This is a genomic window from Polaribacter sp. IC066, from assembly GCF_007997085.1.
Lineage (GTDB): Bacteria > Bacteroidota > Bacteroidia > Flavobacteriales > Flavobacteriaceae > Polaribacter.
Genome location: NZ_VORR01000007.1, coordinates 46,413 through 73,142 on the forward strand (window position 1 = coordinate 46,413; position 26,730 = coordinate 73,142).

The 26,730-nt window shown below is 33.4% G+C and carries 18 protein-coding genes; 5 read left to right on the forward strand and 13 right to left on the reverse strand.

Translation table 11 applies throughout. The annotated features are described in order from the left end of the window. Positions 1-70: 70 nt before the first annotated feature. Positions 71-4,597: a T9SS type B sorting domain-containing protein gene (locus tag ES044_RS03600; protein ID WP_147186897.1), complete on the forward strand. Its 4,527-nt coding sequence runs from the start codon at positions 71-73 to the stop codon at positions 4,595-4,597. A gap of 68 nt (positions 4,598-4,665) precedes the next feature. Here the strand turns inward: ES044_RS03600 and ES044_RS03605 are convergent, their stop codons facing one another. Next, on the reverse strand, positions 4,666-6,297 hold the full coding sequence (locus ES044_RS03605) for an isocitrate lyase (RefSeq protein WP_147118807.1): 1,632 nt from the start codon (positions 6,295-6,297) through the stop codon (positions 4,666-4,668). Between the two features lie 84 nt (positions 6,298-6,381). Then, the gene (gene aceB / locus ES044_RS03610; RefSeq protein WP_147186899.1) at positions 6,382-7,977 is read right to left on the reverse strand and encodes a malate synthase A; all 1,596 of its coding nucleotides are present in this window, start codon (positions 7,975-7,977) and stop codon (positions 6,382-6,384) included. Between the two features lie 128 nt (positions 7,978-8,105). On the opposite strand from aceB, the gene ES044_RS03615 reads away from it, so the two are divergent. Together ES044_RS03615 and ES044_RS03620 are read left to right on the forward strand one after the other, a co-directional pair. Then, positions 8,106-9,590: a helix-turn-helix domain-containing protein gene (locus tag ES044_RS03615; protein ID WP_189663233.1), complete on the forward strand. Its 1,485-nt coding sequence runs from the start codon at positions 8,106-8,108 to the stop codon at positions 9,588-9,590. Between the two features lie 38 nt (positions 9,591-9,628). Next, positions 9,629-11,257: an acyl-CoA carboxylase subunit beta gene (locus tag ES044_RS03620; protein WP_147186901.1), complete on the forward strand. Its 1,629-nt coding sequence runs from the start codon at positions 9,629-9,631 to the stop codon at positions 11,255-11,257. Positions 11,258-12,130: 873 nt separating this feature from the next. Here ES044_RS03620 and ES044_RS03625 read toward each other — a convergent pair. The 3 genes from ES044_RS03625 to ES044_RS03635 form a co-directional block, all read right to left on the reverse strand. Next, positions 12,131-12,532: a hypothetical protein gene (locus ES044_RS03625; RefSeq protein WP_147118804.1), complete on the reverse strand. Its 402-nt coding sequence runs from the start codon at positions 12,530-12,532 to the stop codon at positions 12,131-12,133. 110 nt (positions 12,533-12,642) lie between these two features. After that, on the reverse strand, positions 12,643-14,040 hold the full coding sequence (locus ES044_RS03630; protein ID WP_147118803.1) for a pyridoxal phosphate-dependent decarboxylase family protein: 1,398 nt from the start codon (positions 14,038-14,040) through the stop codon (positions 12,643-12,645). Further along, positions 14,033-14,632, reverse strand: coding sequence for a cysteine dioxygenase (locus tag ES044_RS03635; protein WP_189663232.1), 600 nt, complete (start codon positions 14,630-14,632; stop codon positions 14,033-14,035). Before ES044_RS03635 ends, ES044_RS03630 begins: the two co-directional genes overlap by 8 nt. A 439-nt stretch (positions 14,633-15,071) precedes the next feature. On the opposite strand from ES044_RS03635, the gene ES044_RS03640 reads away from it, so the two are divergent. After that, positions 15,072-16,619 (forward strand): sodium/proline symporter, encoded by a 1,548-nt coding sequence (locus ES044_RS03640; RefSeq protein ID WP_147118802.1) that lies wholly within the window; start codon positions 15,072-15,074, stop codon positions 16,617-16,619. A gap of 414 nt (positions 16,620-17,033) precedes the next feature. Then, the gene (locus ES044_RS03645; protein ID WP_147118801.1) at positions 17,034-17,387 is read left to right on the forward strand and encodes a hypothetical protein; all 354 of its coding nucleotides are present in this window, start codon (positions 17,034-17,036) and stop codon (positions 17,385-17,387) included. Between the two features lie 314 nt (positions 17,388-17,701). Here the strand turns inward: ES044_RS03645 and typA are convergent, their stop codons facing one another. From typA to thiC, 8 genes are all read right to left on the reverse strand, one after another. Beyond that, complete coding sequence (typA, locus tag ES044_RS03650; protein WP_147118800.1) at positions 17,702-19,474, reverse strand: translational GTPase TypA; 1,773 nt, start codon at positions 19,472-19,474, stop codon at positions 17,702-17,704. Positions 19,475-19,672: 198 nt separating this feature from the next. Then, positions 19,673-20,728, reverse strand: coding sequence for a molybdopterin-synthase adenylyltransferase MoeB (moeB, locus tag ES044_RS03655; protein WP_147118799.1), 1,056 nt, complete (start codon positions 20,726-20,728; stop codon positions 19,673-19,675). Further along, complete coding sequence (gene thiH / locus ES044_RS03660) at positions 20,725-21,849, reverse strand: 2-iminoacetate synthase ThiH (protein WP_147118798.1); 1,125 nt, start codon at positions 21,847-21,849, stop codon at positions 20,725-20,727. The genes moeB and thiH overlap by 4 nt, the downstream gene beginning before the upstream one ends. Before the next feature lie 3 nt (positions 21,850-21,852). Beyond that, positions 21,853-22,623 carry a thiazole synthase gene (locus ES044_RS03665; RefSeq protein WP_147118797.1) on the reverse strand — a complete coding sequence of 257 codons (771 nt, stop codon included), beginning with the start codon at positions 22,621-22,623 and terminating at the stop codon, positions 21,853-21,855. A 45-nt stretch (positions 22,624-22,668) separates the two neighbouring features. Next, entirely contained in the window at positions 22,669-23,286 is a 618-nt protein-coding gene (gene thiE, locus ES044_RS03670; RefSeq protein WP_147118796.1) for a thiamine phosphate synthase, read from the reverse strand. A gap of 1 nt (position 23,287) precedes the next feature. Further along, positions 23,288-24,043, reverse strand: a complete 756-nt coding sequence (locus ES044_RS03675) for a bifunctional hydroxymethylpyrimidine kinase/phosphomethylpyrimidine kinase (protein WP_147118795.1) — start codon at positions 24,041-24,043, stop codon at positions 23,288-23,290. 12 nt (positions 24,044-24,055) lie between these two features. Next, the gene (locus tag ES044_RS03680; protein WP_147118794.1) at positions 24,056-24,697 is read right to left on the reverse strand and encodes a thiamine phosphate synthase; all 642 of its coding nucleotides are present in this window, start codon (positions 24,695-24,697) and stop codon (positions 24,056-24,058) included. 150 nt (positions 24,698-24,847) lie between these two features. Then, a complete protein-coding gene (thiC, locus tag ES044_RS03685) occupies positions 24,848-26,707 on the reverse strand; it encodes a phosphomethylpyrimidine synthase ThiC (RefSeq protein ID WP_147118793.1) in 1,860 nt (619 codons plus the stop codon). Positions 26,708-26,730 lie beyond the last annotated feature (23 nt).

Genomic DNA, 26,730 nt, shown 5'->3' on the forward strand with positions numbered 1-26,730 from the left:
TGGTTGTTAAAAAAATGAACTTCTGCAACTTTTTAAATATATTTGACACAAATTAATCAAACACTAGTAAATGAAGAAATTAGTACCTGTTTTAATCATTTTTTTTGCATTAAATGGATTCTCTCAAAAAGAAGCTAATTTTTGGTATTTTGGCGAAAATGCTGGTTTAGATTTTACATCAAATCCACCAGATATTTTAAATAGCTCTTTATCTACAGATGAGGGATCTGCTTCTATTTCTAATTCTGAAGGAATTCTACAATTCTACACTGATGGCTCTACTGTATTTAACAGTACAGGCGCAATAATGGATAATGGAACAGGATTACTAGGTGATTCCTCAAGCGCGCAGTCTGCTATTATCGTTCCGAAACCCTTAAATTCTAATATTTATTATGTTTTTACGGTTGGAAGGCAGCAAAATAGAAATTTAGGAAATGGCGTAGCCTACTCAACCGTAGATATGACTTTAAATAGCGGACTTGGTGGAGTTACATCAAAAAATATTTTTTTAAATGGCTCTAGTAATGCAAGAGAAAAAATAACCTCTGTTAGAGGTGATGCTTGTAATACTTTTTGGGTAATTACTTCAGATATTAATAATTTTTATGCTTATCTAATTACTGACAGCGGAGTAATTAATAATGCACAAAAGTCTTTACATAATAATAATTTAACTAATTTAAGAGGCTATTTAAAAATTTCTCCAGACGGAAAAACATTAGTGAATGCGAGCGCAAATTCTGGTACTTATATTTTTGATTTTAATGCTTCTAATGGTGAAATAACAAATGGAGGTAGTCTTTCTAGCTTAAGTTACGACGGTTACGGAGTAGAATTCTCTAGAGATGGACAAAAACTATATATTTCTACTGGAACATTTAGTCAATTTAATAATAATTCTGGTGTTAGAAATCCACCTGACTATGCCAGTATTAGTCAATTTAATTTAGAATCGAGAAATATTACTGACATAAATACTAGCATTAAATTAATTTATGATACAAATTCAGGATATAGAGGAGCTTTACAATTAGCTTCTAATGGTAAAATTTACTACGCTAGAAGTCGTACATCTTTTTTAGGTGTTATTAATTCTCCTGAAAAAGATGCGTCTGAAGTTAATTTTATAGAGGACGGTCTGAATTTAGGTGGCAAAATTTCGACAGAAGGTTTACCTCCATTTATTCAATCTTTTTTTCTCGAAATTGAAATTAAAGACTTGGCAACCAACATTGTATTAAATAGTCAAGATTTAAAGTTTTGCACAGGTCAGGATAAAGTCATTTCTCCAGAGCCTATTACTGGCACTGATATTAACTATTTGTGGACTTTTGATAACGGAACTACTATAACGGAGACAATTTCATCTTCAGCAACTCAAAAAAATTTAGAACTCGACAACATAAACTATAACGATAAAGGTACTTACAAATTAAAAATAACATTAAAAGACCGTTGTAAAAATGATGTAATATACAACGCCACTTTTAATATAGAAGTTTTTGAAGCTTCAGTCGCCACTAGACCGTCAGATGTTTTTTTCTGTGACACGGATAGAGATGGTTTTAATAATTTTGATTTACAAGCGGATATAAGTAATGAAATCCTAAACGGTTTGGATCCTGCTATTTTTGAAGTTTTATATTTTTCAAATGACGTAGATGCAATTTCTGGAGATAACCCGTTGCCAAATCCGTATACAAACCCTACCGCTTTTAGTTCTCAAACTATTTTTGCAAGAGTTCAAAATAAAAATGCAACTGATGCGTGTTTTGATATTATAGATTTTGTTTTAGCAGTAACCGATTTACCGGTTCCGGTGCAACCAACACCTTTAAGAATATGCGACGATTTAGTAAGTGGTGATGATACCGATGGAATTGTAGATACCTTTATTTTAATTGATAAAGACGATGATATTTATGGTTCGCTAGATCAAACACAATACACTATTAGTTATCATACCACACAAACTGGCGCAGAAATAAATGATGTAGCCACTATAATTGATAAAAATGTAGGTCACCCGGTAACCAATACTCAAACGGTTTACATTAGAGTAGAAAACAAAGACAACATAAATTGTTATGATGCGGATAAAACTTTAGAACTCATTGTTGATGCCTTGCCTGTTACAAATTTGAATCCAACATTGAATCAATGTATAGAAGGAACTGATACTGCTACAACAGTAAATTTAACAATTGCTGAAATAAATATTTCTAATAATTATGAAAATGAAGATTTTGAATATTATTTAGATCCAGACGGTTTAGACCTAATTACCAACCCAACTTCATATCCTGTTCAAGTTAATATACCTCAATCTGTATTTGTCAAAGTTAGAAATAACTTTAGTGGTTGCTCTGGAGATTTAGTTGAATTAAAAATTAATGTTGGCCGAATTGTAAACAACGATTTTAATGATGTTCAAACCCCTGAATGTGACGATTTATTTGATGCCGACGGAAATATTACTGATGATACAGATAATGTCAAAAATTTTACTTTAAATAAAGAACAAATAGTAATCAACATAAAAGAAAATATATCTAATTCAGAAAATACAACTGTTTTTTTCTATGAAAACGAACAAGACCGAACAAACTCCTTAAATGCAATTGATATCTCAAATTATAAAAATGATATTGATAAAATTGAAATTACAACTATTTCTGGCGGAATTCAATTTCCAATCTATTATAAAATTTTAAGTGATGTAAATAATAATTGCCAAGGTTTAGGTGAATTTTATCTACAAATAAATTCAATCCCTTTAATAAGTAGTGAAATTCTTTCTCCTATCAAAGAGTGCGATACTGATGATATTGATGGAAATTACTCAAATGGTAGCATTCCTAATATTAATTTAACAGAAAAAATTGATGAACTTTTTCAAGGAACTGGTCAAGCTCAAAACGATTTTACTTTTAGTTTTTATAAATCCGAAGCTGCTGCCTTTTCTGGTGACATAACAAATACTGATTATATCTTAAATCCTAATGATTTTACAAATGATATTCCGCTAGGCTTTTTAGAGGGTGATGTTGCAAAACAAACAATTTATATTCGTGTAGAAAATGCAAACGGTTGCATAAACACCCACGCTAGTTTTGATATTATTATAAATCCTTTGCCAATAATTACGAATATAATTCCTAATTTAGAAATATGTGATATTGGTACAAAAGATGGTAATATTAGAAATGGACTTGCTCAAAACGTAAATATTTCAGTCAGAGATATTGATTTTTTAGGAAATAAAAATGCCTCTGACTTTACGGTTACTTATCATAAAACATTAATAAATTTAAAAAATTTAAATTCTACAGGCGTTGACAAAAACAACTATGATTCTGATCGAGATAGAGTAAATATTAACCTAACAACTAATGTTAGCGAAGAAGTTTTATATGTAAGAATTTTAAATAATAATACGGGATGTATTTTTGACCTATCTGAATTAACAATCATTATAAATCCTGAACCAGTTTTTGAAGTACCCACTAATTTACCCTATTGCGATAATAATAACGATGACGATGATGCTAACGGAATTGTGCAAAACATAGATTTGGATAGTAAAATTCCTGAAATATTAGGTAGTACGCAAAATTCGAATGATTTTATCGTTACTTTTCATCTTTCGCAAACAGATGCAACTACTGGAGATAATGCTATTGAATCTCCTTATGAAAATACAAATCCGACAGAAACTATTTATGTACGCATTCAACAAAAACAAACCTTGTGTGTAAATGACGATGCTACGTTTGATGTGATTATAAATTCATTACCAGATTTTACAGTTACCACACCTCAAATTTTATGTTTAATCGATGCCCCTTTAAATATTGCAGTAGAGAATCCACGTGATGTTTATAGCTATGAATGGAAAGATGAAAGGGGTGCAACTATTGGCACAGACAGCAATATTAACGTATTTTCTGGCGGAACTTATCGAGTGACAGCAACCACAACAAACGGTACTTTTTGTGAAAGAGAAGAAACCATCGTCATCAATGAATCTGATCCAGCAATTTTAGAACGTAGTTTTGTAACTATTATTGATGAAGGAAATAATCTTGGAAGTACTAATAACTTATCAATCTCTATTGATACCATCAGTAATAACATCGGTATTGGAGATTATCAGTTTGCTGTTTTAAACACCGATAATAATGAAAGATTCCCTTTTATTGGTTTTCAAGAAGAACCGCTGTTTGAAAATTTAGAAGGCGGAATTTATCAAATTATTGTGAATGATAAAAATGGTTGTGTACCCGATACTATGCTGCTAGTTTCGGTAATTCAGTTTCCGAAATTCTTTACACCAAATGGGGATGGCGACAATGATTTTTGGGTGGTAAAAGGTGCTAATCAAACTTTTTATCCAAATGCAAGTATCAATGTATTTAATAGATTTGGGAAATTAGTTGCACAAGTACCCATTGATAGTGAGGGTTGGAACGGAATTTATCAGGGTAAATTATTACCCTCTGATGATTATTGGTATAATATCACCCTAATTCCTGCAGATACCACAAAACCAAGCATCACTAAAAAAGGAAATTTCTCGCTTTTAAGAAAATAAAATTTAAAAAATAAAACCTCTTTGAAGTATTCAAAGAGGTTTTACAATCTATTAAACAAACTAACTCATTACGCTACTTTTCCTATTTTATTTCTAACCTTTTTAGGTGTTTCAGAAACCTCAAACTGATTCGAAGTATTATTCGTTCCGCCTGCTTTTAAGGCTTTATCACCAGCAAAAAATGTTTTATGAGCATCCCCTAAATCAGAACCTGCCATTCTTTGATGTTTTACACAAGAAACTCCTTTTCTAATTTCTTGTCTTTGAACACCTTTTACATAGGCTAACATTCCTTCTTCACCAAAATAACCTTCGGTAAGATCATTCATATGCAACGCTGTTGTATGATAGGTTGGTAAGGTAATTAAGTGGTGAAAAATACCTGCTTCTCTTGCACCATCAACCTGAAACGTTTTTATTTTTTGATCTGAACGATACCCTAATTCAGAAGTATCGTATTTTTCATCCATTAAATTATTTCGATCGTACGCTGTCATATTTTCTCCTTCGGCAGTCATTTCTTCATATACCTGATTTCTAAAGTTTAAAGTCCAATTAAAAGAAGGAGAATTATTATACACCAACTTCGCATTTGGTACCACTTCTTTAACCCTATTTACCATATTAGCAATTTGCTGAACATTTGGTGTGGGAGTTTCAATCCATAATAAATCTGCGCCATTTTGTAGACTTGTAATGCAATCTAACACCACTCTATCGATATTAGAACCTTCTTTAAATTTATACAATCCGTTTGATAATCTTATTGGGCGTAATAATTTACCATCTCTTTTTAGTAAAACATCGTCTTCATTCGCCTCCTTTAAGGTAATTTCCTCTGCATCCACAAACGCTAAATATTGAGAAGCTAAATCTCCTGGCTTTAAACTTACAGGTAATTTTTGTGTTAAGCCAGCTCCTTCAGAATCTGTTCTAGCCACAATAACGCCATCATCTATCCCTAACTCTAAAAATGCATATCGGATAGCATTTAACTTCGCAATAAAATCTTCATGCGGCACGGTTACTTTTCCGTCTTGATGACCACATTGTTTTGCATCAGAAACTTGATTTTCAATTTGAATTGCACAGGCACCTGCTTCAATCATCTTCTTCGTTAATAAATACGTTGCCTCTTCATTTCCAAAACCTGCATCAATATCTGCAATAATAGGCACAATATGTGTTTCGAAATTATCTATTTGATCTTGTACATCTTCTCCGTTTTCTACTCTTTTAAATAAATCATTTAATTCAATAGCATCTGCCTGACGAAGAAAATCATAAATTTCACTTATTAATGACGGAACCGCAGTTTTTTCATGCATTGATTGATCTGGTAAAGGTCCAAATTCTGAACGCATAGCAGCAACCATCCATCCTGAAAGATATAAGTAACTTTTGCTTGTAGTTTTGTGATGCTTTTTTACCGCAATCATTTTTTGCTGGGCTACAAACCCGTGCCAGCAACCCAAAGATTGTGTATAGTTAGAAGTATCTGCATCATAATCTGCCATATCTTTTCTCATAATAGCAGCGGTATATTTAGCAATATCTAAACCCGTTTTAAAACGATTTTGAGTTGCCATTCTTGCAGAACTTTCTGCACTTATTGCATTCCAAGAAGTACCGTATTTCTCTTTTAAGTTTTTTACCGTTTCTAATGCCGAACTGTACTTACTTTGTGCTAAATTTTTCATAATTTTGTGTTTTAATTATTAAGATTTTCTTGATTTTGATAATTTAGTCTCGCACACTATTGTCGTAGTTGCGAGACATTTTTTTTAAATATGAGTATATGCTGATAAAGTTAAAAATTCTTTATATTCTTTGGATACAACTAATTCATCAAATAACGTAATTGCTAATTCAAATTTTCCGTTAGAAAAATGATCTTCACCAACTAATTTTTTAATTTTTACTAATTCTTCTTTTTTTAAGTGTTGATACATTTCTTCTTTAAAAAAACGACCATCTTCTAATTGAACATTATTGTGCAACCAATGCCAAACTTGTGTTCTAGAGATTTCTGCTGTGGCAGCATCTTCCATTAAATCATAGATTGCTGCGGCTCCGTTTCCACGCAACCAACTTTCTATGTATAAAATACCAACATTAATATTTTTACGAATTCCCTCCTCTGTAATGCTTCCTTTTGGCATCTCAACCAAATCATCAACACTAATATTTACATCGTTTCTTTTTATATGAATTTGATTTTTTGTCGTCATATTTTCATCAAAAACATTCATTGCCACAGCAACCAAACCTGGATGCGCAACCCAAGTGCCATCATGTCCGTTTTTTACTTCTTGCTCTTTATCTGCTTGTACTTTTGCAAAGGCATTTTGATTCGCAATTTCATCATTTTTAATCGGAATTTGTGCTGCCATTCCCCCCATGGCGTGCACGCCTCTTTTATGACATTTCTGAATAACTCTCAAAGAATACGCTTTCATAAAAGGAGTTTTCATCGTTACCTGATCTCTATTAGGAACCATAAAATTTCTGTGATTTCTAAACTTTTTGATGTATGAAAATATATAATCCCAACGACCACAATTTAAACCAGCCATGTGATTTTTTAACTCATATATAATTTCATCTAACTGAAAACTTGCGGTAATTGTTTCTATTAAAACCGTTGCTTTGATTGTTTTTTGTGGAATGTTTACATATTCTTGCGCAAACACAAAAACATCATTCCATAATCTTGCTTCTAAATAATGTTCTAATTTTGGCAAATAAAAATAGGTTGCCGAATTTTGCGCTTGCAACGCTTTTATATTATGAAAAAAATACAATCCGAAATCTACCAAAGAACCAGACATCTGCTCGCCCTGAACCAAAAAATGTTTTTCATTTAAATGCCACCCTCTTGGTCTCACTATTAAAGTTGCCGTTTCTTTATTTAATTGATACGACTTCTCTTTTTGCTCATTGTAGAATGAAATGGTTTTATTATTCGCATCTCTTAAATTAATTTGACCTTGTAAATTATTATGGATGTTTGGAGAATTACTATCTTCAAAATCGGCCATAAAAGTTTTAGCGCCAGAATTTAAAGCATTAATGACCATTTTACGATCTACAGGTCCTGTAATTTCTACTCTTCGGTCTAATAAATCTTCTGGTAGCGGTGCACAAACCCAATCAGATTCTCTTATGTTTTTTGTTTCTTCTGGAAAAGAAGGATAGTTCCCTGCATCAAAATAAGCTTGCTCAATTTCTCTTTCTTCTAGTAACTTTAATCTTCTTTGATTAAAGTTTTCATGCAATTCTAACAAGAACAATTGAGCTTCATTTGTTAAAACATCCGGATAGTCGTTAACTTTAAACCCTTTAAAGCTAATTTCTTTCGTAATCGTATTTTCTTCCATTATTAGATAATTTTAATTCCTACTCTGCAATGATATAAATTATTTTTGAGCTCCACAAGCGAACGTTCGCTAAATTATAAAAAAACTTTATTTTTAATAATTCGCTATTTATTCTTATATTTGATTTTATGATGATAGAAGACGAATACATTCGATTAATCTTTGGTTTAAAACTCAAACAAATTAGAACAGAGAAAAACCTTTCTCTTTTTGGTTTGGCAAAATTATCTGGGCTTTCTAAATCTTACTTAAACGAAATCGAAAAAGGAAAAAAATACCCTAAAACAGATAAAATCTTATTACTTTCTGAAAGTTTAGAAGTTCCTTATGATCATTTTGTTTCTTTAAAATTAGATAAAAACCTTGCGCCCATTGGCGAGATTCTACAGTCTAAAATCTTAAAAGAAATACCACTAGAGCTTTTTGGCATTAAAGAAAATAATTTAATAGACATTATTGCAAATGCCCCTGCAAAAGTAAATGCGTTTATTAGCACTATTATAAAGATTGCTCAAAACTATAATCTTACTCGAGAAAGTTTCTTTTTAGCCTCTTTACGTTCTTACCAAGAAGCACATAATAATTATTTTGAAGACATTGAAACAGATGTAGAGAAATTTGCTAAATCGTATCATATAGACTTATCAAAAAGAATAAAATCTATTGATTTAGAAGAAATTTTAATTGAAGAATTTGGCTATACAATTGACGATAATGAACTTTCTAAATACGATAGCTTAAGTGTTTTAAGAAATATTTATATTCCGAAAAAGAAAACACTTTTAATCGATAAAAACATTTCTGAAGCACAAAAAACATTTATTTATGCAAAAGAATTGGCGTATAATTACTTAAAAATTAAAGATAGACTATACACGTTTCCTTGGGTGAAATTTGAAAATTTTGATCAAGTTTTAAATAATTTTATTGCCTCTTATTTTGCTGGCGCCTTAATTATTCCGAGAAAAAGCCTAACCGAAAAACTCACAAATTTCTTTGAACTTGAAGACTGGAAACCGTTAAAATTGCATCAGATCATAAAGCATTTTAACTGTTCTCAAGAAACTTTTTATCAGCGTTTGACCAATATTTTACCCAAATTTTTCAAAATCAAAAATTTATTTTTCCTACGTTTTACACACAAAGAAAATTCGCCTGAATTTAAATTAACCAAAGAATTACATATTACACAACAACAAGCACCGCATGCAAACAGAAATAATGAACATTATTGCCGACGCTGGGTTTCTATTAAAATCATACAAGATTTAGAAAACTCATCAAAAGAAAGAGCCACTTTTGGAATTCAAATTTCTTCTTATGAAAATCAAAAAAATGAATATTTAGTACTTTCTTCTGCAACCCCAGATCCTTTTAAAAAAGACATTAACAGAAGCGTAAGTATTGGTATGTTGCTTTCCCCTCATTTAAAAAAGAAGCTTACGTTTTTAAAAGAAAACACTTTTGAAAAAAACATTGTTGGCGTAACTTGCGAAACTTGCGCTGTAACAAATTGTGCAGAAAGAATTGCAGAACCCACGCGTTTAGAAAAACGAAATCAACATAGAGAAATCGCGAAAACAGTTGACAATATTATTAATTCTTACAATTAAAATTTGCTTATTTTAGCACATAAATACAAATATTCTTTATGGACATCAACTTCAATAAAAACGAAGATTACAATAAACTTTTAGTTTCTGATTTAAAAAGACGTTTTGCCAAAGTAAAATTAGGTGGTGGACAAAAAAGAATAGACAAACATCACGAAAAAGGAAAAATGACGGCTCGTGAACGCGTTGATTACTTGTTAGATAGCAAAGCTAAATCGATTGAAATCGGTGCTTTTGCCGGCGAAGACATGTATGCAGAACATGGAGGCTGCCCTTCTGGTGGTGTTGTTGTTAAAATGGGATATATTAAAGGAAAACAATGCATTGTTGTTGCAAATGACGCCACAGTAAAAGCTGGTGCTTGGTTTCCTATCACCGGAAAAAAGAATTTAAGAGCCCAAGAAATATCCATAGAAAACAGATTGCCTATTATTTATTTGGTAGATTCTGCTGGCGTTTACCTACCGATGCAAGATGAAATTTTTCCGGACAAAGAACATTTTGGACGAATTTTTAGAAATAATGCAGTAATGAGTAGCATGGGAATTACACAAATTTCTGCGGTTATGGGAAGCTGTGTTGCCGGTGGCGCCTACTTACCAATTATGAGTGATGAAGCTTTAATAGTTGATAAAACCGCAAGTATTTTTCTTGCAGGAAGTTATCTTGTAAAAGCTGCAATTGGCGAATCTATTGACAATGAAACTTTAGGAGGTGCCACCACGCACTGTGAAATTTCTGGAGTTACCGACTACAAAGCAAAAGACGATAAAGATGCACTTGATAAAATAAAATTTATTGTTGATAAAATTGGCGATTATGACAAAGCTGGTTTTAGCAAAACACAGTCTTTTGAGCCTAATGAGAATCAGGATGATATTTTTGGAATTCTGCCAAAAGAAAGAAATGCGCAATATGATATGCTAGAAATCATAAAACGCTTGGTAGATAATTCTGAATTTGAGCAATACAAAGAAGGGTACGGAAAAACTATTTTAACCGGCTACGCAAGAATTGATGGTTGGGCAGTTGGCATCATTGCCAATCAGCGAAAATTAGTGAAAACTAAAAAAGGAGAAATGCAATTTGGTGGGGTAATCTATAACGATTCTGCAGATAAATCGACTCGTTTTATTGCCAATTGCAATCAGAAAAAAATACCGCTGGTTTTCTTACAAGATGTTACTGGTTTTATGGTGGGTTCTAAATCTGAACATGGTGGTATTATAAAAGACGGCGCAAAAATGGTAAACGCGGTTAGTAATTCTGTGGTACCTAAATTCACCATTATTATAGGGAATTCGTATGGCGCAGGAAACTATGCCATGTGCGGTAAAGCCTACGACCCACGACTAATTGTTGCGTGGCCAAGTGCAGAACTAGCAGTTATGAGTGGGAATTCTGCTGCAAAAGTTTTATTACAAATAGAAACGGCATCCCTTAAAAAAAGAGGAGAAGAGATTACGCCTGAAAAAGAAAAAGAACTTTTTGATAAGATAAAATCACGTTATGACAAACAAATTTCTCCTTATTATGCGGCTGCAAGAATTTGGACAGACGGCATTATAAATCCTTTAGAGACAAGAACTTGGATTTCCATGGGAATTGAAGCTGCGAACCACGCTCCTATTGAGAAGAAATTTAATATGGGGGTTTTGCAGGTTTAGTAATAAATGGTTTTTATTCTGTTATGATGCTGCCCGCATCTTACGTAAGAGTATAATGCAAAGATTCTTACAGCACGATAAGTCTTGGGGTAAATTACTAACCGCCCCGGTTGTCATGCTGTAAGCATCTCACGCAAAAGTAAAACGCAAAGCTTCTTACAGAATGACAAAGTGTGCAACAAAGGATTACTCATTGGGCTTGTCATGCTTTAAGCACCTCACATAAGAGTACCATGCCAACATTCTTAAAGAATAACAAAGTATGCGGAAAAGCAATACCAACAAGTTTGTCATGCTATAAACGTCTTATACACTACTATTCATCATGACTTTTACCGTATTTCAAAACTAAAAAACTCTAAAAACGCAACAAGATGATAGCACACACGAAAGCAGTCTATAATTTTTACATGTATATCATCACGAACAAAAATAAAACCCTTTTATACACGGATGTTACAAATAATCTAAAATTAAAATTGCAATAACATCAAGAAAAAAGGGCTCTATGTTCTTTGTAGTGCGGTGTCTGTTTTAAAAAAAAAAACAACAATATAAAGTGTTTAAAGCTAGTTAACTGTATTTATAAGACTATGAAAGTTATAATTTTAACACTGAATATCAACTTTACCCACTCTATTTGACATAGAGCCGAAAAAAGTTATCACAAAAGTTTTGCTTCAAGATACAATTTACATTACACACTATATTACGAGCATTTTGCCTGAATACAGCATAAAATAAAACAGGTCTATGAGATTTCTGCGGAATGACAAATCGTTTTGATAGTGCTTGCAAAGTGTACTCAACACATTTACTGCACTCGTTAAAACGAGTACTAGACAAAAGCCAAGTACTAGCAGCACAATCCTGTTATTCTTGGGAATCTTCCGACTCTCTTGATTCTTGCGAAAATTCTGGTAACTTATTTTTAAAGCTAGGTGCGGTATCTCTGCACGAAACCTGCTTCTTTTTAGAAATCATGACCAATAAATCGTAGCTTAAAGTAAAAAGAGTTCCGGCTCTAAAAGTTTCTAAAAGCAGTTGTTCTAATTCAGCTAGCGCCTCATTTAAAGAAAATTTCTTGTATAAGTTTTCCGAAACGTACCGATATTTAAATTCAAAGACTTCTTTTTCATCGATCTTTAAAAAACGCACGTATACATTTGCCAAACCATCACTTTTCCGCAAAGGTTTGCTTACTGTTAATTTTACAAACTCATCATTTGTAATGCTTTGTTGTATCGCTTCAAAAAACTCTTTAAAATCACTCATGTTGCAAAGGTAAAATGTTTGGTAATAAAAAACATCACTAAAAAGTGACGTTTTTTATATAGTTTTATAAGGGAAGTAAATACTCATTAATAGTATTTTAAAATAGTACACTAAACACTCAACGCGGCTACTTTTGTTAACTTGGGTGTTTTTTCTACAAATTCTTCTAACGCCGTAAAGAAATTTAAAATATCTACTTTTTCGTTATTAGCATTAATGGTTACCAATCTTACAAAAGTATCCTTTTCAAAAGAGCCAAAACCAACCACCGTAATTTGATGCTCATATAAGGCGGTACAAAGCGCCATAGGATCTACGTTTTTATAATTAAAACATACAGAAATAGAATCATCGAAACTATACAAAGTATAATCAGCGTTGCTTCTAATATAGTCTAATGCAACATCAGCCAAATCGAATTGTTGTTCTACGATCTGCTTTAAACCATTGGTTCCAACAGACTTCCAGAGTGTCCAAAATTTTAAAGCATCATTTCTTCGTCCACATTGAAACGAAGTTTTTCCTAAATTAAAATCGTCTCCGTCTGTTTGATATAAATAATCGGCATCATTGCTAAATGAATCATGCAAATGTTTTTTATCTTTCACCAAAATAATAGAACAGGTTAAGGGCGTGCCCAACATTTTATGTGCATTGTAACTAAAAGAATCAGAGCGCTCTGCTCCTTTTACCAAATGTTTGTATTTCTCACTAAAAATTACACTTCCGCAATAGGCCCCATCTACGTGCAACCATATTTTATATTTTTCGGTAATGTCTGCAATTTTATCAATAGGATCAAAAGCGCCTAAAACAGTGGTTCCTGCAGTAGCATTTACATACATAGGAACCTTACCATTTTTAAGATCTTCTAAAATTTGTTCTTCTAAATGTTCTGGAATCATTCTCCCCTTGTCATCTGCATTGATATATCTGATATTATTTCTACCGATTCCTGCAAAACTTGCATTTTTATCATTTGAATAATGACATTCTTTAGAAGTATAGATAATCAATGGTTTTGTCATTCCGTTTAATCTGCAAGCAGGATCTTTTGCATCTCTACCCATAATTAAGCCCATATAATTACTCATAGATCCACCGGTAGGAAACGTACCGTTACTTTTTGAGCCATAGCCGATTAAATTACAAGATTGTCTTATAATTTCTTGCTCTATGCCCACTTGTGGACCTGCCACTTTATAAGTATACATGCTATTGTTAAGCATTACAGCTAACAAATCTCCTAAAATTGCTTTGCTTTGTCGCCCTCCAAAAAGTTGATTAAAAAATAAGTTTGTTGCTGTTTTTGGTGTAGAAATAAGTACTTCTCGAAGTACCTCTTTAAAGGCATCATCAATGAGCGCGCCATCATTTAGAGAAAGGTCAATAGCATCATATAAGTCGCTAGAATCTATTCTTTCTGCTACTGGGTTTTTTTCTTCTTCGTTGATTAAAACTTCAACTAGTTCATTAAACAAAATTAAATCACTCTTTATATCAGACATATTGTTTTTTCTCTTTTTCTTTTAATATTGATTCTGCAACAGTTGTATAACACAAATCTACGGGTACAAACGTTTTTGATTCTTCATCAAACATGTTGCACGTACGAATTGGTTTTGCATATAAGTGCAAGGACATACTTCTTTTATTTGCGATGTTTTCTAAACGATGAAACCCCATAAAATCTTTCATGTAGGTAATTTCATTAGTCTTTGAAAAAGACGTTTTTACCAGATTTAAAGTATCTGCTTCGTCTTGTTTATAGATTGTTTCTTTAAATTCGCCATCGATTATTTTTACCCAGCATTCTTCTCCGCCATGATCATGTATCGCTGTTTGATGCCCTGCGCACCAGCAAATTAAAATCAATTCAAATTTTTCTGTATCTGCAATGCAATTCCGCGTATAGCATTTATTAGACCAAGAAGCATAATGGTCAACATCTGTTACTTTAAGCTGTGTACGGTGTATAATGTCGTTGTAAGTCACCCGCTCTCCTTCTGCAAGAGCTGCTGTTAAATCGGTTAAGGTTTGAAGTAGTCTACTCGTTTTTTTGTTAGAATCCAAAATAATGATTGTCTTTTTTTTGTTCATTTTAATTACAAATCCAAGGTCACTCCCTAAATCTTACGCATCTTTGAGTTAATCAATAGTATAAACCCCTTTTTACAAATATAGTTAATTTTGACCCTTTTTGTTCAATTTTAGGCAATTTAACAAACGATTTTATTCAAAAATCATCATTTATCCTATTTTTTTGACTATTTTTCCAGTCCCAAAAAGCTAATTTTACATACTTTTCAATATTTTTAAAGCGGTAAGCCTTTAAAAAATAAAGACGTTTAGTTTTTTACGTAATCCATTTTGCTAGAGTCTTTTAACGGACCCTAAAAAGTGTATATAACATATATTCAATACCTTATCTGCATCAGCATCCTAGTAATCATAAATGCAATTTCAGCAGAAACCTAACGGTTAAAAACTCAAAGAATTAAAATTAATTAAGTGTCTCTAAACACAGCAATTCATCATTATGCAAGATCAAAACTTTATCATCAAAATAACGATACTAGCCATTTACGTTGGAATTTTATTTTTAATAGGAATTTTAGCTTCTCGGCGTATAAAAAGTATGAGTGACTATTATGTTGGCGGAAAAAAAATGGGCTTTTGGGCGGTTGCATTTTCGGCAAGAGCAACAGGAGAATCGGGCTGGTTGCTCATAGGACTAACAGGAATGGGCGCTATGGCAGGTTATTCTGGTTATTGGGTTGTTGTAGGTGAACTACTTGGGGTTTTTATTTCTTGGCAATTTATGGCAAAACGCTTTAAGAAAAGATCGGATGCTTTTGGCGCCATCACAATTCCTGATTATTTGCAAAGTCATTTTAAAACATCTACCCATACACTTCGAATTGTAGCTGCTACAGTTTTGGTTGTTTTTATTGTTATTTATGTGGCGTCTCAAATAGATGTTACTGGCGTAGCCTTTAAATCGATGTTGGGCATTGATTATAAAATTGGAGCGCTCATCGGTTTCTTTATTGTGCTTGCCTATATTTTTATTGGTGGCTTTGTTGCGGCAGTTTGGTCTGATTTATTTCAAGGTTTTCTCATGTTTTTTGGTTTGGTTTTGCTCCCTATCGTAGTTTGGTTTTCAATGGATCATGGAGCAGGAATTACTGCAGGATTAAACGCAATAGACCCAACGCTTACTCAAATAATGGGCAGAAGTTCTGATGGCTGGATGAACCTCTTTACAATTCTAGGATTTTCTATGATTGGTCTTGGCTTTTTGGGTTCGCCACAAGTATACGTTCGTTTTATGTCTATTAAAAATAAAAAAGAAATAGATAAAGGTAAATGGGTGGCAACTGCTTTTACATTACTTACAGATGCCGCTGCGGTAACCATCGGAATTTTTGCGCGTATTTACTTTACAAAAGAAGGACAAGACCCTGAAGCTATTTTAGGAAATAGTGGCGAAAATGTGTTGAGTATGATTACAGAAGAGTTCTTACCCACTATTTTAGTAGCCGTTTTTGTTGCCATTGTTTTATCGGCCATCATGTCTACCATCGATTCTTTATTAATACTAGCGTCTAGTGCTATTACAAGAGATTTTTATCAGAAAATATTTAGACCCGACATCAAAGATGAAAGTTTAACCAAGATTTCTAGAATTTCTACGGTTATTATGGCTTTTACCGCTTTAATAATTGCCATGGTGATGAATTATGTTTCTCCTGAACGGCAAATGTTTTGGGTAATACTCTTTGGTTGGTCTGGCATTGCAGCTACTTTTTGTCCGGTAATTATTCTATCTCTTTTCTGGAAAGGCTATTCAGAAAAAGGTGCTATTGCCTCTATGATTTCTGGTTTTATGGCTGTACTTGTATTTAATTTTGTTTTTAAAGAAATGGCTACTATTGGCAAATATTTTGTGGCTATTGATGTGCTTGCACCTTCTTTTGCGGTTGCAATGCTTGTTGGATATATTGTTTCTAAAAAATATCCTCCAAGAGCCGAAGCTATTAAAATGATTGAAGAAATTGATGCGAAACCAGATGGCAATACTTAAAACTAAATGATACCAAAATGAAGAAGCCTCTTATTTTACTAGTATTTCTATCACTTACCTCTTGTGCTTTAATTTCACCGAATCATGCTCTTTAAAGAATTGGGGTATTTGAAACAAAAAGTGAGTTGAAAAATTCTAAATAAAGGTAAACAAAAAGTAATGTTTATAGGAATGCGTCACATAGGTAAAAGAGAATTTTATGACGAAGTTGCAGTTAAAGTTGATTCACTGCAAAAAATAGGCTATTCTGTTTTTTATGAAAATGTATCTGATGAAAAAGAAATAGATTCTTTTAGTCACTATAACCACCACCATAAAATTAAGAAAGTTAATGGGCATTTTTCCTGTAAAATATATAGAGACCAATACAGGTATTATTCTAGGCAAACTGACCTATAAAAGAGACATAAATTGATGAATCCGCCAAGTCATAATGCCTTAAATGTAGATAGTTTAACTTCAATGCGCGCTGATGTTGGTTTAACCGAATTGATCACTGCATTTGAAAAAAAATATACGGAAATAAAATTGGAAAGTTGTGATTATACATACAATCTAAAAGACAAGAATTATAAATGCAAAAAGTCAAAAAAACTAGTAAAGAAATTTAAACATGAATTTGTTGAAACCTATAGAGATACATCTCTGTTTAATAAAATAATCAAAAGCAAGAAAACTAAAATTTTAGTTATTTATGGAGCTTCCCATTATTACGGTTTATTCGTGGAGTTTTATGCGTCAAAAAAGAATAAAATTAGTAAAATATAACTGTTACCAATACGTATAAAATTAATTGGTGATTTTAGCTAGTTTAAAAAAAACCAACAAAACTTTATACAGATAATTCCTTTCCTGGCTTTAGTGCTTAAACCGCACAAACCATAAAATACAAATAAACATCAAAAGAATCGATGAAATTGGCTTCTATTCCCTTTATATTTCAATAAAAGATATATTTCAAATTTATAATCAATCATTTAGAAATCCTTTTAATATCATACCAAAACAAGGCATAAAAAAAGCTCAAGAAGTAAATCTTGAGCTTTTTAATGCTACTTAAAAAAGTTAAGTATATAAAAAAATTATGCTTTAAAAACAATCTTACGCATACGTAAGCTTAATGGCGTAACCTCTAAATACTCGTCTCCTTTAATATATTCCATGTTTTCTTCTAAAGAGAAATCTACTTTTGGTGCAATTTTCATCGCTTCATCTGTACCAGATTTACGCATGTTTGTTAATTGCTTTCCTTTAATTAAGTTTACAGACATCTCATCAGATTTGCTGTTCTCTCCAATTACTTGACCAATATAAATTTCTTCGTTTACATCGATAAAAAACTTACCTCTATCTTGTAAACGGTTTAGTGCGTACGCTGTTGCTTTACCTGCTGCAGAAGAAATAATTGCTCCTTTTACTTCTTCAGTAAAATCTCCTTTATAAAGGCCATATTCACTAAATCTGTGGTTAATAATTGCAGTACCCGCTGTTGCTGTTAAAATTCTGTTTCTTAAACCAATTAAACCTCTAGAAGGAATCGAAAATTCTAAATGTTGTAAATCTCCTTTAGGCTCCATAATTAACATATCTCCTTTTCTAAGAGACACTAAATTAATAGCTTTAGAAGCCATATCTTCTGGTACATCTATAGACAATGTTTCCATTGGCTCGTGTTTCTTACCATCAATTTCTTTTAAAATTACTTGTGGTCTACCTACTTGTAATTCATAACCTTCTCTACGCATGGTTTCAATCAATACTGATAAGTGTAAAACTCCACGTCCATAAACGTTAAATTTATCTTCACTATCTGTAGTTTCTACTTTTAATGCTAGGTTTTTTTCTAATTCTTTAAACAGACGATCACGAATGTGACGAGAAGTAACAAATTTACCTTCTTTACCAAAGAAAGGAGAGTTATTAATCGTAAACAACATACTCATGGTAGGCTGGTCTATTTCTGTTCTTGGCAATGCTTCTGGGTTTTCTAAATCTGCAATAGTATCACCGATTTCAAATCCGTCAATACCTGTAATCGCACAAATATCTCCACAAGGAACTTTTTCTACCTGAACTTTACCCATTCCTTCGAATACGTGTAATTCTTTAATTCTTACTTTTTTAGTAGAACCATCTGACTTGCATAACATGTAGTCTTTACCAACTTCTAAATCTCCACGAAACACACGTCCGATAGCAATTCTACCTGTAAAAGCAGAAAAGTCTAAAGAAGTAATTTGCATTTGTGGTGTTCCTTCGTTGTATTTTGTTTCAGGTATAGATTCTAATACAGCGTCTAGTAAAGGAATAATATTGTCTGTTTCATTTCTCCAATCGGTACTCATCCAATTGTTTTTTGCCGAACCGTAAATCGTTGTAAAATCTAATTGTTCTTCTGTTGCCTCTAATGCAAACATTAAATCGAAAACTTTTTCATGAACGATGTCAGGAGTACAGTTTTCTTTGTCTACTTTATTCACAACAACAATAGGTGTTAAGCCTAAATCTAACGCTTTACCTAAAACAAAACGAGTTTGTGGCATTGGGCCTTCGAATGCATCTACTAATAATAAAACACCATCAGCCATTTTTAATACACGCTCTACTTCACCACCAAAATCGGCGTGACCAGGAGTATCAATTACGTTGATTTTTGTGCCTTTGTACATTACAGAAACGTTTTTAGAAAGAATGGTAATTCCTCTTTCACGCTCTAAATCGTTATTATCTAACAATAAATCTGTACGTTCTTTACGTTCGTCCAAGATTTTTGCTTGATCTATAATTTTGTCTACTAGGGTTGTTTTACCGTGATCGACGTGGGCTATAATAGCGATATTTCTAATTTGATGCATTTGTGCTTTCTTAAATTTCGTGCAAAAGTAGATGTTTCTTAGTGATTTACACGTATTCTATCTGTTTATTTTTAACTTTTAAGGCTTGTTAGATGCTTAATTACAAGTTAGATGCCAATTTAACGGAAGATTATTGTACTATTTATAAAATTGAACACTTTTTAATGTAAGTGCTCTTTGTTCGTTTTTATAAAAATTCTATTGAAAACAACCGCCTTTTAAATTTAATAGCCTCGCAGCAAAGTTGTTTTGAATTAAAATATCAATCGCTTGTGTACTGCGCGCTCCAGACTTACAATACACGACTAATACCTTATTTATATAAACTTCGCGTATTCTTAAAGATACCTCTGCAAGGGGAATGTGTTGGCCACCAATATGAAATTGATCTCTTTCTTCAGCTTCTCGGACATCTAATAAATTATAGTTTTCCTTATTGGTTAAAAATTCTTTAAAAGAAATTTCTGCTTTTGTTATGGAGCCGCAAAAAAAATCATAATCATCATCTAAAGCTACTACCTCCTTTTCGAGAACTTTTTCGAAGTTTAGCAGCATTTGATGCATGGTTAAAACATTATATACCAATAATTTATTCTCTAATATTGTTCCTATTCCGCAAATTATTTTAATCGTTTCATTGGCCTGTAAGCTCCCTATAATTCCTGGTAAAACGCCTAAAACTCCTATTTGTGAACAGTTAGGTGCTTCTTCTGGCTTTGGAGGTGACGGATACAAGCATCTGTAGGTTGCGCTTCCTAGGTAATTAAATACACTTACTTGGCCTTCAAACTTAAAAATAGCGCCATATACTAGCGGTTTTTTGGCAATTACGGCAGCATCATTCGTCAAATAACGAGTTGCAAAATTATCACTTCCGTCTACAATGATGTCATACTTATGAAATAGTGTTATCGCATTTTCTCGGGTTAACTTTTTGTTGTACACGTTAAAATCAACAAACGGATTTAATCGTGAAAGTCGTTTCGCTGCTGTTTTGGCTTTCGAGCGCCCAATATCATCAATTGTATATAGAATTTGACGTTGTAAGTTACTTTGTGTTACCATATCGTCATCTATAATTCCAATTACTCCAACACCAGCAGCAGTTAAATATTGCAATACTGGGCATCCCAATCCGCCTGCACCAATGACTAAAACCTTGGCTTGCTTTAATTTTAATTGTCCCGCTTCGCCTATTTCATCTAAAATAAGATGTCGATCGTATTGTTTCTTTTCTTCAGTAGTTAGTTTCATGATGGCTGTCTCGCTTCAAACTGTGACCAATCTTTCCAGACGACCTCCAAGCCCTGATTTTTCAACATTTCCACAACCTCTTCTGTACTCCGTTCGTCAGAAATTTCAAACTGCTCTAAAGATTCGGTCTCTAAAGTATATCCTCCAGGATTGGTTTTTGAAGCTGCGCTTATAGAAGTTGTGCCCAATTGCACAATATGATTTCTAAAAACTTCACTTTCACGTGTAGACATGGAGAGTTCAATATCTTCATCAAACAAACGAAAAGCACAGATTAACTGCACCAAGTCTGTATCTGTCATCTCAACTTTTGGCTCTAACCCGCCAGAATGTGGTCGCAATCTTGGAAACGAAATAGAATACTTTGTTTTCCAGTATGTTTTTTGAAGGTATCTTAAATGCAATGCTGTAAAAAAACTATCGGCACGCCAATCTTCTAAACCAAATAATGCACCTAAACCAATTTTATGAACACCTGCTTTCCCTAGCCGATCAGGAGTCTCTAAACGGTAATCAAAATTAGATTTTTTTCCCTTCGGATGGTGTTTTTTATATTCATCTCGATGGTAAGTTTCTTGATACACCAATACAGCATACAATCCATGTTCTATTAACAACTCATATTCTTCTTGATCTAAAGGCTGTACTTCAATCGTAATATTTGAAAATTGAGAACGAATTAATTGAATGGCCTTCTTAAGATACGCTACCCCAACTATTTTATTAGCTTCTCCAGTGACCAATAAAATATGATCATAGCCTTTCTCTTTTAGAAAAGCGACTTCTTTTAAAATTTCGAGATCTGTAAGTGTGCGTCTTGGTATTTTGTTCGTCATACTAAAACCACAATAAGTGCAAATATTCTGACATTCGTTACTCAAATACATAGGAGCATACATTTGAATTGTGTTCCCAAACCTTTTTTTAGTAAGCAAACTACTTTTTTGTGCCATTTGCTCTAAAAAAGGCGTTGCTGCAGGAGATATCAATGCCTTAAAGTCTTCTAGATCGAGTTTCTCTTTTGCCAACGCTTGTGTTACATGAGCAGCAGTTTTATTGAAAATACTTTTTAATGAGCTATCCCAATTATACGTGTCAAAAAGTGTTTTAAAATTATGCATATTTTAATTTAAGAAAGAAGTTAACGGACTACTAGCTTCCGCCTGGTTTTTTACTGGCGCTAGTTTTGCTTCGTACCCCAACCTACCAGCTTCAACGGCCATTTTAAAAGCCTTTGCCATTGCTACGGGATTTTGAGAGACCGCAATTGCCGTATTTACCAATACAGCGTCTGCGCCGATTTCCATCGCATACGCTGCATGCGAAGGTGCACCAATACCAGCGTCTATGATTACAGGAACATTTGATTGCTCGATAATAATTTCTAAAAACTCTAGCGTTTTCAATCCTTTATTACTCCCTATTGGCGCTCCCAAAGGCATTACGCATTGCACACCTACATCTTCTAAACGTTTGCATAAAACAGGATCTGCGTGAATGTATGGCATTACCACAAACCCTAATTTAACCAATTCGGCTGCTGCCTTTAAAGTTTCTATAGGGTCTGGCAATAAATATCTAGGGTCGGGATGTATTTCTAATTTTATCCAATTAGTATCCAAAGCTTCCCGAGCTAATGCTGCTGCAAACACTGCTTCTTTTGCGGTTCTAACCCCAGAAGTATTGGGTAATAAGTTGATGTGCGTATGCTTTAAATGTGTTAAAATATCATCTTCTGCATTGTGCATATCTATTCTTTTCAAAGCAGTGGTCACCAATTCACTTTCCGAAGCAAGTACGGCTTCTTGCATTTGCTTTGAAGAACTGAATTTACCGGTTCCTATAAACAATCGCGAAGTAAATTCTTTATTTGCTATTTTTAATAAATTCTTCATTTTTACTTTTTAAAATTGTGTATTCTCTTTTTTATCTACTTACTCTTATGTGTTTAAAGTATTTATAATTCCATTAAAAATCGGAATACTTTTAAAGTCTTTCGTGATTGCTCCAGAAAGGGCAATGCCATAAACACCTGTTTTTATAATTTCACCAACCACGTCTAAACCAATGCCTCCAATAGCTATTATGGGCGTTTTAGTTTGTAAATTTTCTAGTAAGCTTGTATACCCGGCAATGCCTAAAACTGGACTTAATTGTTTTTTTGTTTCGGTGAATTGATACGGACCTAAACCGATATAATCAACTTTCTTGGCGAGTAATTTTTTACAATCTTCTAAAGTATTTGCTGTTCCGCCGATGATAAATGCAGGCCCCAAATAAGCGCTAGCTTGCAACAGACAACCATCCTTTTTTCCTAAATGAACACCGTCCGCATCCACCTCTTTTGCTATTTTATAATGATCATTGATGATTAATTGTGCGTTAAAATGTCGGGTAATAACCCTTGCTTTTTTTGCAGTCTCTAAAATCACTTTAAGATCTAGGTTTTTTAAGCGCAGCTGCACCCAAACAGCACCAGAAGCGCAGGCACTTTGTATATTTTTTAAATGTTCTTGAGGCGTTTTTCCTTGCGATATATACTGTAATTTAGCAATCATTCTAGTTATATTTATGGGTTCCTAACAACGAGCTATTTGAATTTAAAAATTGTTCTGTATAGCTTTTCGCCTTCATACACGCATTTTCTAAAGAGTTTTCTAAAGCTAAATTTGCTGCTAATGCCGCAGATAATACGCAACCACTGCCGTGTTTATCAAAGATACTTTTAGCTATTGGCGGAATATTAAATTTTACTATTTTGCTGTGGTACAATTCATCCCATCCTTTTTTGGCGAAGTTGTGGCCTCCTTTTAAATAGATATTTGTTCTTTGTGCAATAAATTCTAGCGTCTCTTCAATTGTTTTCTCTGGAAACAATTCTTTTATTTCCTCGTAATTAGGCGTTATAAAATCGCAGAGAAACAATACTTTTTCAAACACAACGAAATCTTCTGTATGATGAAAAACAAAGCCTGCGCTTGCTTTTAGGACTGGATCTAAAACTATTTTTACAGTTGGGTTTCTATTTCTTAAAGTCTGTAAAACGGCTAATAAAACTTCCCAAGATTGTACAATACCTATTTTTACAACAGCAATTGAAAAACGATCAAAGAGTATTTCTATTTGGTTTAAAATGCTATTCTTCTCAATCCAGATGCATTCTTTAAAACTGATATCGTTCTGCACAGTTACCGCTGTGCATACCGATAAACCATATAGATTATGTGCTTCAAATGTTTTTATATCAGAAGTAATTCCGGCGCCACTAGATGGATCTAAACCTGCGATTGTTAATATGTATGATACTGATTTCAAATTTTCATGCATTTAATTAGTAAACGATTTTAAACTCGCAGACAGCTGTGCGTATTTCTGTAAACATTTTTTGTATTGCTGTTTTATATTATTGAAACTTTCAACCGAATTTTCAGCACTCCAAACGCCTCCTAAAACACCAATACCATTAAAACCAAGTTGTATGGCTTCTTCCACATTTGCCGCATGAATACCTCCCATTCCAATTATTCGTTTGTCTATTTGATGTGCATTAAAATAACGCCCTTGATATCCTTTTTTAGAAATAGAAGAAAAAATAGGACTTAAAAAATGATAATTGAAATTAATAGTACACTCCAAGACCTCTTTAATTTCATGAAAGGAACTACTGATGGTTTTACCCTTCTTTTGTAAATCAAAAAAAGATTGGCGATCCTTTGAGAGCCACTCGCGTCTTTTTTGTTCTGTAAAATGAAGACCCTTTAAATTGTATTCTTCCAGTAACTCATGACAATGATGCAGCATGATTCTATCGTGGTATTTCGGTGCTATTTGATCTAAGTATGCGCAGTGTTCTTCAAGATTTTTTGCTGGTTTTCTCAAGTGATAATAAGACAAACCTTGCTGAAATAGCTGTGTAAGTATTTCAATTTCATTTATAATGTCTTTTTCGGGCGCAAGTAGAATGAGCATTCTTTTTTAATTTTATGCAATTAAAATAATTTAAATTTTATGTGCTTTGAGTTAGGGATTGTATTGGCATCCTTTTGCTTTTTGGGCAAAAGATAGAAAGGAAAGCCCGACCACGCTTTTTTTTTTAAGCGTGGGAACTTCCTGAAAATTTTACAAATACACTTCAGATCCTTTTTCTTTAAACTCTTTTGACTTCTCTTCCATGCCTTTGGCAATTACCTCATTGTCTACAATATCGTTTTCTGTAGCAAAGTCTCGTACTTCTTGAGAAATTTTCATAGAACAGAATTTAGGACCACACATAGAGCAGAAATGCGCAACTTTTGCCCCGTCTGCCGGTAAAGTTTCATCGTGGTATTCTAAAGCACGCTCTGGATCTAACCCTAAATTAAACTGATCTTCCCATCGAAACTCAAAACGCGCCATACTTAAAGCGTTGTCTCTGTGCTGCGCACCTGGATGTCCTTTTGCCAAATCTGCAGCATGTGCCGCTATTTTATACGTGATTACACCTACCCGAACATCCTCTTTGTTTGGCAAGCCCAAATGTTCTTTCGGTGTCACGTAACACAACATTGCGCAACCAAACCAACCAATCATGGCGGCTCCAATACCCGAAGTAATATGGTCATACCCTGGAGCAATGTCTGTAGTTAAAGGTCCTAGTGTATAAAAAGGAGCTTCATCACAAAGTTCTATTTGCTTTTCCATATTCTCTTTAATCATGTGCATTGGCACATGACCTGGACCTTCAATAAAACACTGAACTTCGTGTTTTCTGGCTATTTTTGTTAGTTCTCCTAAAGTCTCTAACTCTGCAAATTGTGCTTCATCATTTGCATCTGCAATAGATCCTGGGCGTAAACCGTCTCCCAAAGAAAGAGCAACATCATAAGTTTTTAAAATATTACAAATATCTTCGAAATGAGTGTATAAGAAACTCTCTTTGTGGTGTGCTAAACACCATTTTGCCATAATTGAGCCTCCCCGAGAAACAATACCAGTAACGCGGTTGGCTGTCATTGGTACATACCGCAATAAAACACCTGCATGAATTGTAAAATAATCAACACCTTGTTCTGCTTGTTCTATTAGTGTGTCTCTAAAAACCGCCCAAGTTAAGTCTTCTGCAACTCCGTTTACTTTCTCTAAAGCTTGATAAATTGGCACAGTACCGACTGGTACTGGAGAATTACGCACAATCCACTCTCGCGTTTCATGAATATTTTCACCTGTAGACAAGTCCATAATATTATCGGCTCCCCAACGACATGCCCAAACTGCTTTTTCTACCTCTTCTTCAATAGAGGAAGTTACTGCAGAGTTTCCGATATTGGCATTTATTTTCACCAAAAAGTTTCTACCTAAAATCATAGGCTCTGCTTCTGGATGATTGATGTTTGACGGAATTACAGCGCGTCCTCTTGCTACTTCTGACCGCACAAATTCTGGTGTAATTCGGTCTGGAATAGAAGCACCAAAATGTTCTCCTTTGTGTTGCTTTCGGATTTCTGTCATTTCGTCTATTCGTTGGTTTTCGCGAATAGCAATGTATTCCATTTCTGGTGTAATAATTCCTTTTTTAGCGTAGTGTAACTGTGTTACATTCTCTCCTTTTTTTGCACGCAAGGGTTTTTTTAATAACGAGAAACGCATGTGGTCCAAACTTTTATCATTCAACCGCTGATTGCAATATTCAGAGGTAAACCCTTCTAGTTGCTCTACATTATTTCTATCTAAAATCCATTGTTCACGAATTCTTTCAATACCATGATGTACATCTATTTTTTTATTAGGATCTGTATACGGTCCTGAAGTATCATAAACCGTTATTGGCTGATTTGGTGTTTTCTTTTTTGTTCTTGAGTCTGTGGTGTCACTTAATAGAATTTCACGCATTGCCACGCTAATTTGTGGATGAATTTTACCTGCTACATATACTTTTTTTGAATTAGGAAATGGTTGTCTTGTAACCCCGTTTTTACTTGGTGCAGTGTCTTTTTTTTTCATAATTATATTAAATCAATTAAATA